The organism is Mesorhizobium sp. M7A.F.Ca.MR.148.00.0.0, from assembly GCF_003997735.1.
Taxonomy (GTDB): Bacteria; Pseudomonadota; Alphaproteobacteria; order Rhizobiales; family Rhizobiaceae; genus Mesorhizobium.
This window is the reverse complement of sequence record NZ_RZTB01000113.1, coordinates 1-8649: the sequence shown is the minus strand read 5'-3', so window position 1 is coordinate 8649 and position 8649 is coordinate 1. Positions and strand designations below refer to the sequence as shown.

Annotated in this window: 10 protein-coding genes and 1 pseudogene; 6 read left to right on the top strand and 5 right to left on the bottom strand. The window is 64.5% G+C overall.

The annotated features are described in order from the left end of the window. Positions 1 to 819 (bottom strand): LOG family protein (locus tag EOB49_RS27490; protein WP_206526149.1); only part of this gene is annotated, 819 nt, incomplete at its 3' end. Between the two features lie 227 nt (positions 820 to 1046). Between EOB49_RS27490 and dapD the strand changes: the two genes are divergently transcribed. The 4 genes from dapD (at position 1047) to EOB49_RS27470 (ending at position 3493) form a co-directional block, all read left to right on the top strand. Next, complete coding sequence (gene dapD / locus EOB49_RS27485) at positions 1047 to 1901, top strand: 2,3,4,5-tetrahydropyridine-2,6-dicarboxylate N-succinyltransferase (RefSeq protein ID WP_127269742.1); 855 nt, start codon at positions 1047 to 1049, stop codon at positions 1899 to 1901. Positions 1902 to 1973: 72 nt separating this feature from the next. Beyond that, positions 1974 to 2336 carry a DUF805 domain-containing protein gene (locus tag EOB49_RS27480; RefSeq protein ID WP_127318322.1) on the top strand — a complete coding sequence of 121 codons (363 nt, stop codon included), beginning with the start codon at positions 1974 to 1976 and terminating at the stop codon, positions 2334 to 2336. Next, positions 2329 to 2706 (top strand): DUF805 domain-containing protein, encoded by a 378-nt coding sequence (locus tag EOB49_RS27475; protein WP_023810766.1) that lies wholly within the window; start codon positions 2329 to 2331, stop codon positions 2704 to 2706. Before EOB49_RS27480 ends, EOB49_RS27475 begins: the two co-directional genes overlap by 8 nt. Positions 2707 to 2719: 13 nt before the next feature. Continuing rightward, a complete protein-coding gene (locus tag EOB49_RS27470) occupies positions 2720 to 3493 on the top strand; it encodes a hypothetical protein (RefSeq protein WP_127318320.1) in 774 nt (257 codons plus the stop codon). On the opposite strand, the gene EOB49_RS27465 is transcribed toward EOB49_RS27470, so the two are convergent. Next, entirely contained in the window at positions 3396 to 4439 is a 1044-nt protein-coding gene (locus EOB49_RS27465) for a 2-dehydropantoate 2-reductase (RefSeq protein ID WP_127382830.1), read from the bottom strand. The genes EOB49_RS27470 and EOB49_RS27465 overlap by 98 nt on opposite strands. A 127-nt stretch (positions 4440 to 4566) precedes the next feature. Here EOB49_RS27465 and dapE point away from each other — a divergent pair, with 127 nt between their 5' ends. Together dapE and EOB49_RS27455 are read left to right on the top strand one after the other, a co-directional pair. Further along, positions 4567 to 5760, top strand: a complete 1194-nt coding sequence (gene dapE / locus EOB49_RS27460; RefSeq protein WP_127273255.1) for a succinyl-diaminopimelate desuccinylase — start codon at positions 4567 to 4569, stop codon at positions 5758 to 5760. Positions 5761 to 5765: 5 nt separating this feature from the next. Beyond that, positions 5766 to 6401, top strand: a complete 636-nt coding sequence (locus tag EOB49_RS27455; protein WP_127382829.1) for a transporter — start codon at positions 5766 to 5768, stop codon at positions 6399 to 6401. Here the strand turns inward: EOB49_RS27455 and truA are convergent. The 3 genes and pseudogenes from truA to fmt all read right to left on the bottom strand — a co-directional run bounded on the left by truA (position 6368) and on the right by fmt (position 8649). Then, positions 6368 to 7138, bottom strand: a complete 771-nt coding sequence (gene truA, locus EOB49_RS27450) for a tRNA pseudouridine(38-40) synthase TruA (protein WP_127382828.1) — start codon at positions 7136 to 7138, stop codon at positions 6368 to 6370. The two genes, EOB49_RS27455 and truA, sit on opposite strands and share 34 nt — an antisense overlap. 23 nt (positions 7139 to 7161) lie before the next feature. Beyond that, positions 7162 to 7668, bottom strand: a complete 507-nt coding sequence (locus tag EOB49_RS27445; protein WP_127271002.1) for an N-acetyltransferase — start codon at positions 7666 to 7668, stop codon at positions 7162 to 7164. Further along, positions 7665 to 8649, bottom strand: a pseudogene (gene fmt / locus EOB49_RS27440) (methionyl-tRNA formyltransferase). The gene EOB49_RS27445 and the pseudogene fmt overlap by 4 nt, the downstream one beginning before the upstream one ends.

Here is an 8649-nt window from a genome sequence, read left to right as displayed (position 1 = left end):
AATGATCCCCCAGGCTTCGTCGGCGGTGTCGACGAAGTCGATGATGTCCTGATCGCCGGGGCTGATCGTGCCCTGCTCGGCGAGAAAATCGAGATTGATCGCCCGCTTCCAGAAGGATTTGCCGAACAGGATCACGGGCACGCGCTCCATGCGCCCTGTCTGGATCAGGGTCAGCGTCTCGAAGAATTCGTCCATCGTGCCGAAGCCGCCCGGAAACACCGCGACCGCCTTGGCGCGCATGACGAAATGCATCTTGCGGATAGCAAAATAATGGAAGTTGAAGCAGAGCTCCGGCGTCACATAGATGTTCGGCGCCTGCTCGTGCGGCAGGACGATGTTGAGGCCGATCGACGGCGCGCCGACATCGTCGGCGCCGCGGTTTCCCGCTTCCATCACGCCGGGCCCGCCACCGGTCACCACGACATATTCGCGGTAATAGGAGGTAGCCGACTGCTGCGAGCAGAGGCGGGCGAATTTCCGCGCCTCCTCATAGTATTTGCTGTTCTCCTCGAGGTTCTTCTTCTGCGTCTCGTTCTTGGCCGCCCAGGCCTCGCCGCCGGGTTCCGGCAGGCGCGCGCCGCCGAACAGGATCACCGTCGAACGGATGCCGCGTTCGGCCAGGATCATTTCCGGTTTCAGGAGTTCAAGCTGCAGCCGGACCGCGCGCAACTCGCGCCGCGTCATGAAGTCGGGATCGTTCCAGGCGAGCCGGTAGGTTTCGGCACGCGTCTGCGGCGTATCCGGCACACTCTTCGACCGCTCCAGATCCTCGTCCGAATGCGGCAGTGGCGTCCAGCCCGCCTTTTCCATAGGTGTCATATGCTCTACCCGTCCAAATTCTTCACTTGCGCCGCCCCATGACGCAGCCGCGATTGACCCTCACCAAGGCTTCACATAAGCAGGTTCCGCAAAAGTGTCCCGCGGTTTTGTGACAAGAACCTGCTACATGCGAAGATCCAGGCAGGCAAAGCCTGCCAAGGGGTCCGCGCGACTTTCAAAACAGGTTAAGGCGTTGCCCCTTAACAGCTTGGTAATGGAGCGAATTCATGTCGAAGCCCGATCTGGCGAGCCTCGAAAAGACCATCGAGAAGGCCTTCGAGGAACGCGACGCGATTTCGACGGCAACGCGCGGCGAAACGCGCGACGCCATCCAGTCGGCGCTCGATCTGCTCGACCGCGGCGCCGTCCGCGTCGCCGAGCGGCAGGCCGACGGCAAGTGGCATGTCAACCAGTGGCTGAAGAAGGCCGTGCTGTTGTCGTTCCGGCTCAACCCGATGGAGATCATCAAGGGGGGACCCGGCGAGGCGGTGTGGTGGGACAAGGTGCCGTCGAAGTTCGACGGCTGGAGTGCCGTCGATTTCGAAAAGGCGGGCTTCCGAGCCGTGCCGTCGTCGGTCGTGCGCCGTTCGGCCTATGTCGCACCGGGCGCCGTGCTGATGCCGTCCTTCGTCAATGTCGGCGCGTATGTCGACAGCGGCACCATGGTCGACACCTGGGCCTCGGTCGGCTCCTGCGCCCAGATCGGTAAGAACGTGCATCTGTCCGGCGGCGTCGGCATCGGCGGCGTGCTGGAGCCGATGCAGGCCGGCCCGACCATCATCGAGGACAATTGTTTTATCGGCGCGCGTTCGGAGGTGGTCGAGGGCTGCATCGTGCGCGAAGGCTCGGTGCTCGGCATGGGCGTCTTCATCGGCCAGTCGACCAAGATCGTCGACCGCGCCACCGGCGAGATCTTCTATGGCGAAGTGCCGCCGAATTCCGTCGTCGTCGCCGGAACGATGCCGGGCAAGCCCTTTCCGAACGGCGAGCCGGGTCCCAACCTCTACTGCGCCGTCATCGTCAAGCGTGTCGACGCCAAGACCCGCTCCAAAACCTCGATCAACGAATTGCTGCGCGATTGATCTTTGCGCAAAGCGAGCGCACCTTCCGCCGGCGCGACAATCGGTCGCGCTGGTTCAAGATGGAGGGGTGACATGGACTGGAAGTATCTGCTCACAAGTTTTGATGGTCGCATCAACCGTGGCAAGTTCTGGGCCGCGATTGGCGTTTTCATCGTCATTGGTATCGTTGCCTTCATTCTCGATGCGATCCTCGGTACACGTCTCACGACCGCCAGTGGCGCCCAGATCGGCATCATCGGCATTCTCATCGCTCTGGCCTCGATCTATTTCGCGCTCGCAGTCTACGCCAAGCGCTGGCATGATCGCGGCAAGTCGGGCTGGTGGAGCCTGATCATGCTGGTGCCGCTCATCGGCCCGATCTGGTTTCTGGTGGAATGCGGCATTCTCGAAGGCGCCAGAGGCGCCAATCAATATGGACCGGACCCGCTTGCCTGACAGATCAGATCTCACCTGGCTTTTCTTCAAAACCTCGGGCCGCGTCAGTCGCGCGGCCTATTTTCTTGGCGGGTTGCTCGTCGCCATCATCCAGGCCTTCCCGCTCTACCGCTTCACGCTGGTGCCGGAAGGCTCGGCCGAGAGCAACATGTGGTCGTTCATCTTCTTCGTCGCCTTCATCGCCTCGCTGTGGTCGAACATCGCGCTGGCGGTGAAGCGGCTGCACGATTTGGACAAGCCGGGCATTGCCGCGCTGATCCTGTTCGTGCCGGTGGTCTCGATCGTCGCCTTCCTTGTGTTGTGCCTGTTTCCAGGGCAGCCTGGACCCAACCGCTATGGCCGGCGCACCAACGAGCCGGAACAATCCTGAGGGCCGATCGGACATGCGCTACCGCACGCTTGATCCGAAACTGATCGTCGAAACCGCCGAGCGGCTGGAAGAGCGGATCGCCGACCGTTTCCCCGAAGCGGGATTGCGTGGCGTCGCCGCCGAACTGGTCTCGCTGTCGCGAGATCTGGCCAAGGCGGCCAAGGTGCTCGAAGCACCGATCTGGTGGCTGCGCGGGCTCATCGTCGCCGCCTTCGTCACGGGTGTGCTGGTGTTCCTGTTCGTCGGTACTATCTTGCCGATCGACCGCATTTCGGGAACCCACGATGCCCTGCAGTCGGTGCAAGGCATAGAGGCTTCGATCAACACCGTCATACTCGCTGTGTTGGGCTTGCTTGCTCTGATCCGCACCGAGGAGCGCATCAAGCGCAAAAGGGTGTTTCGCCAGCTGCACGGCCTGCGTTCGCTGATCCATGTCATCGACATGCACCAGCTGACCAAGGATCCGGCAGCCCTTTCGGCCGATTTCAAGCCGACGGCGCACTCGCCGGCCCGCATCACCAATGCCGCCGACCTGGCGCGTTACCTCGACTATTGCTCCGAAATGCTGTCGATCACGGGCAAGATCGCCGCATTGTTCGCACAGTCGGTCAATGACGACGTGGTCATCGACGGCGTCAACGACATCGAGAACCTGGCATCCAACCTGTCGCGGAAAATCTGGCAGAAGATCACGTTGATCGACGGCCGGCCGGTGCAACAACCTGCTCCGGCGCCAGGCCCGGCGAGCCAAGCCGCTCCGCTTCCGCCGCGCGCACCAAAGCGGTGACCCGCTGAACCGTCGGCACGGGCGTGCCGGCCTTCCCCGCCAGCTGCAAGATGGCGCCTTGCAGGTCGTCGATCTCTGTCGGCCGGCCGCGCTGAAGATCGTCCCACATCGACGAGCGCGCCTGCAGGTCGATCGCCAGCAAGCGCCGCGCCAGCAGCTTGAACAGCCAGTCCGGCAGCCTGAGCACCTTCGGCAGCAACGCCGGCGGCAGGCCGGCGATCCGCGCCGGCTCGATGCCGGACGCTCTCATCGCTCTCAGGGCCTCGTCGATCTGGCCGGCCAGGATCAGCCGCCAGCGCCGATCGGCCAGTTCGGTCGCCAGCGGCAGGCCGGAAAGCGCCACCAGCGCGTTGTTCAAATTCATCAGCAGCTTGCCCCACAGCACGGCTTTCATGTCGCCATGGGCTTCGACCGCAAACCCTTCGACGCCAAGCAGGCCGACCAGGCCGGCGGCGCCATCCTCGACCATTACCGTGCCGTCGCTGGCGCGGTGAACGCGCAGCGGCAGTTCGCCGTCCGGCGACTGCACCACATTGAACGGCACCATGCCGGCCAGCACCGTACGTCCGGCAAGTTCAGCGCGCAGCCTGTCGGCATTGTCGACGCCGTTCTGCAGGCTGATCACCACGGCGTCGGGCCGGGCATGGGCTTTGATAAGATCCGCCATATCCTGGGTGGCGCCGCCGCTCTTGACCGTGACCAGGATCACGTCCGCCAGCGGCAAAGCGGCGGCCGGATCGACGGTGACGACAAGCGCCTCGGGCTTGATCGAGCGATCGCGGCCCTGGAGGTCGCTGACCCGCAATCCACCCTGCCGCAACGCTGCCTCGATGCGCGGCCGAGCCAGCAGAATGACCTCTCGGTTGGCCAGCGCCAGGCAGCCGCCGGCATAGCAGCCGATGCTGCCGGCACCGGCTATGACGATCCTTCTGTCCTTGTCTGCCATCCTGTCGCCCGCGCCGGGACGCAACTATACGACATGAAAACCATAATATCGGCGGTATCGCCAGCCATGAGGCTGGCCCCTATGTCTGGCCGTGACAGGCCCTGCGCTTTCGACTATCGCTTTTGCCATGACGCTGCCGACCGATCCCGCCGAAAACCTCGCCGCCCTTATCCGTTGCGCTTCGGTGACGCCCGCTGAGGGCGGCGCGCTGACCGCGCTGGAGACGATGCTCAAACCGCTCGGCTTCCTGGTCGATCGGCCGGTGTTTTCCGAAGACGGCACGCCCGATATCGAAAACCTCTATGCAAGGCGCTCCGGCAATGGCCCGCATCTGATGTTCGCCGGACACACCGACGTGGTGCCTGTCGGCGACGAAGCCGCCTGGACGCATCCGCCTTTCGCCGCCGAGATCGCCAATGGCGAGATGTATGGCCGCGGCGCCGTCGACATGAAGGGCGGCATTGCCTGTTTCATCGCCGCCGTGGCGCGCCATGTCGAGGCCAATGGCGGTCCGAAAGGGTCGGTCTCGCTGCTGATCACCGGCGACGAGGAAGGCCCGGCCATCAACGGCACGGTGAAGCTGCTCGAATGGGCGGCTTCGCGGGGCGAGAAATGGGATGCCTCTGTCGTCGGCGAGCCGACCAATCCGGACGCTCTCGGCGACATGATCAAGATCGGCCGCCGCGGTTCGATGTCCGGCGCGGTCACCGTCAATGGCCGCCAGGGCCATGTCGCCTATCCCCTGCTTGCCGACAACCCGGTGCGCGGGCTGATGAGCCTGGTCGACGCCTTGCTGCATCCGGTTTTCGACAAGGGGACCAGGGACTTCCAGCCGACCAATCTGGAGATCACCTCCATCGATGTCGGCAACCCCGCCACCAATGTCATTGCGGCCAAAGCGACCGCGACCTTCAACATCCGCTTCAACGACACCTGGACGGACGAGACCCTGCAGGCCGAGATCCACAACCGGCTCGACCAGGCGGCCAGGCGCAGGAAGTACCGGCAGGGCAAGAAGACGCCGGTCGACTACGAGCTCGTCTGGCGCGACCGGCCGAGCCATGTCTTCCTGACCCGCGACGACAGGCTGATCGAAACGCTGCGCGGCTCGATCAAGTCGGCGGTCGGCAAGGAGCCGACGCTGTCGACCTCCGGTGGAACGTCCGACGCGCGTTTCATCAAGGACTATTGTCCGGTGGTCGAGTTCGGGCTGGTCGGCAAGACAATGCATATGGTCGACGAGCGCGTCGCCATTGCCGATTTGGAAACGCTGACGCAAATCTACCAGCGCTTCATAGAAGACTGGTTCGGACAGGGCTGAACAGCATGCTTTCGGCGGACGAAACCCAAGCTTCGCTGACGGGCGCCTGGCGATTGATGCTCGGCAAGGCCGACGGCCTGCGCCTGCTCGACCTGTCGGCCGACGGCTTCTGGAATTCCTTCTTCGCCATTGTCGTTGCTGCACCGGCGCTGATCGTCGGCTGGGTCGGCATCGCCAACGAAATCGGCGATGCCGACGCCTTCGCGGGCCGCTTCAGCATGCTGGTCCGCCTGGCGACGGTCGACATCGGCTCCTGGGTGCTGCCGCTGGTTGCGCTCGCTTTCATCGCGCCGCGCGCCGGCATAGGCGGCCGCTTCGTCCACTACGTCGTCGCCAGCAACTGGGCTTCGGCCATCACCGCATGGCTGATGCTGCCCTCGGCGCTGATCCGGCTTTTCCTGTCGTCCGCAAGCCAGGCTGCGAGCCTTGTGTCGCTGTTCCTGTTTGCCCTGTCGATGGTGCTGACCTGGCGCATGACCAACGCCACGATCGGCAGGGGCGCATCGGTCGGCACCGCCGTTTTCGTCGGCATGTTCATCGCCTCGCTGCTGGTGCTGTTCGGCCTGCAGACGCTGCTCGGCATCACCGTGCCGGACGATGCCGGAGTTCAGAGCCTGTCCGGGCTCGTCTCGACTGGATAATCGACACCGGTGAGAAACAGCCCGTCGGGCGGCGCCACTTGGCCACAGGCGGCGCGGTCGTGCGCCTCGAGCGCCGTTTTCAGGTCGGCCGCGGTCCAGCCGCCGTCGCCGACGCGCTTGAGCGAGCCGACCATCGAACGTACCTGATTGTGCAGGAATGAGCGCGCCGAAGCCCTGACCTCGATCATGTCGCCCTGTCGGCTCACATCGAGCCGTTCCAGCGTCCTGATCGGGCTGTTGGCCTGGCACTGGGTCGAGCGGAAGGTGGTGAAATCATGCCGTCCGAGCAGGACTTTCGCCGCTTCGTGCATGGCGCCGGCGTCGAGCCGCTTCGGCACCCACCATACCTTGCCCTTGTCGAGCGCGGCCGGGGCACGGCGGTTCAGGATGCGGTAGAGATAGTGGCGGCCGATGGCCGAGAAGCGGGCGTCGAAGCTGTCGGAGACGACTGTCGCTTTCAGGATGGCGATGCGCGCCCCGGCCGCCTGCAGATGGGCGTTGACGGCATCGCGCACCTTGTCGCCCGGCCACGCCTTGGCGAGGTCGGGATGCGCCACCTGCGCGGTCGCATGGACGCCGGCATCGGTGCGGCCGGCGGCGCGCAGCCGGATCGCTTCGCCGCAGAATTTTTCGATCGCCCGCTCGATCGCCTGTTGCACCGAAGGCTGATCCGCCTGGTGCTGCCAGCCGGCAAACAGACTGCCATCATATTCGATGTCGAGGCGAAAACGCGGCATGCCGGGCGGCTATACGCTCTCGCCTACGCGGCGAGAGCGGTGAAGGCGGAGGCGTAGACCAGTGTGCCGGCCTCAGGCGCGTCGCCCCAGGCCAGCGCCTGCAGCGCTTCGCCCTGGTATTCGCTCTCGAAGTTCTCGGCACGCGTGTGGCTATATCCGAAACGCCCGTAATAGATGGGGTCGCCGAGCACCACAGCCAGCGTTTCGCCGGCATCCCTGAGGCGGATATGCGCCTCGCGGATCAGCGCGCCGCCGATGCCGCTGCCATGGAACGAGGGCTCCACCGCCAGCGGTGCCAGCGCCACGGCCGCGAAAGTCTTGCCGCCATTCTGGACGAACAGCCGCGAAAATAGGATGTGGCCGACCACCTGGCCGTCCTCTTCCGCCACCAGTTCGGCAACAGCGTCGCCGCCGGTCACCAGCGCGTCGACCAGACCGGCCTCCGCCTGCTGGCCGAAAGCGTGTTCCTCGACGAGGCGGATGGCCTCGCGATCCCGCGGCGTTGCCGCGCGTATCGACATCATGCTCATGAGAATTTCAGTCCTTTTTCGATCTTGGCCCCGCGCAGGAACTCCGACGCGGCAGCGGGCTTTCCGCCCGCGCGTTGAACTTCGACCAGCCTGATCGCGCCTGCCCCGCAGGCGACCGTCAGCCGGTCATCGAGAATTCCTCCCGACTCGCCCAACTCTTCCCAAAGCGACAGGCCTTGCGACAGCGTCGAGCGAAGCAGTTTCAGCCGCTCCTGGCGGCCGCCAATTCCTATCTCCGACCACGCGCCGGGAAAGGGTGACAGGCCGCGAATATGATTGTGGACCTCACTTGCTGAGCGAGTCCAGTCCACGCGAGTCTCGGATTTATCGATTTTCTTGGCGTAGGTCACCCCATCCACAGCTTGTGTGGTGAATGTCAGGGTATTCCTTTCCAGTCGCGCCAGCGCTTCCACCATCAAGGCAGCACCGACACTCATCAATTGATCATGCAGATCGCCGGCTGTCATATCGGGTTCGATGGCGCATTTTTCAACCAGCCCGACCGGGCCGGTGTCCAGCCCCTCTTCCATGCGCATCACCATCATGCCGCTTTCCAGGTCGCCGGCCATGATGGCGCGCTGGATCGGCGCGGCACCGCGCCAGCGCGGCAGAAGCGACGCATGGCCGTTGATGCAGCCGAGCCGGGTCGCCTCGAGAACCGCCTTCGGCAGCAGCAAGCCATAGGCGACGACCACGGCGACATCGGCCTGCAAGGCACGGAAAGCAGCCTGCTCGGCCTCGCCCTTGAGCGAAACCGGCGCCCGGACTTCAATGCCCAGCCGCTCCGCCTCTCCGCACCTCGATGCCCAATCGCTCCGCCTCGCGCTGCACCGGCGACGGTGTCAGTTCCAGCCCGCGTCGTCCTGCGGCGCGCGGCGGCTGGGTGTAGACGGCCGATATCTCATGGCCAGCCTCGGCGATCGCGCGCAAAGTCGGCACCGAAAACTCCGGCGTGCCCATGAAGATGACGCGAAGGGGCAT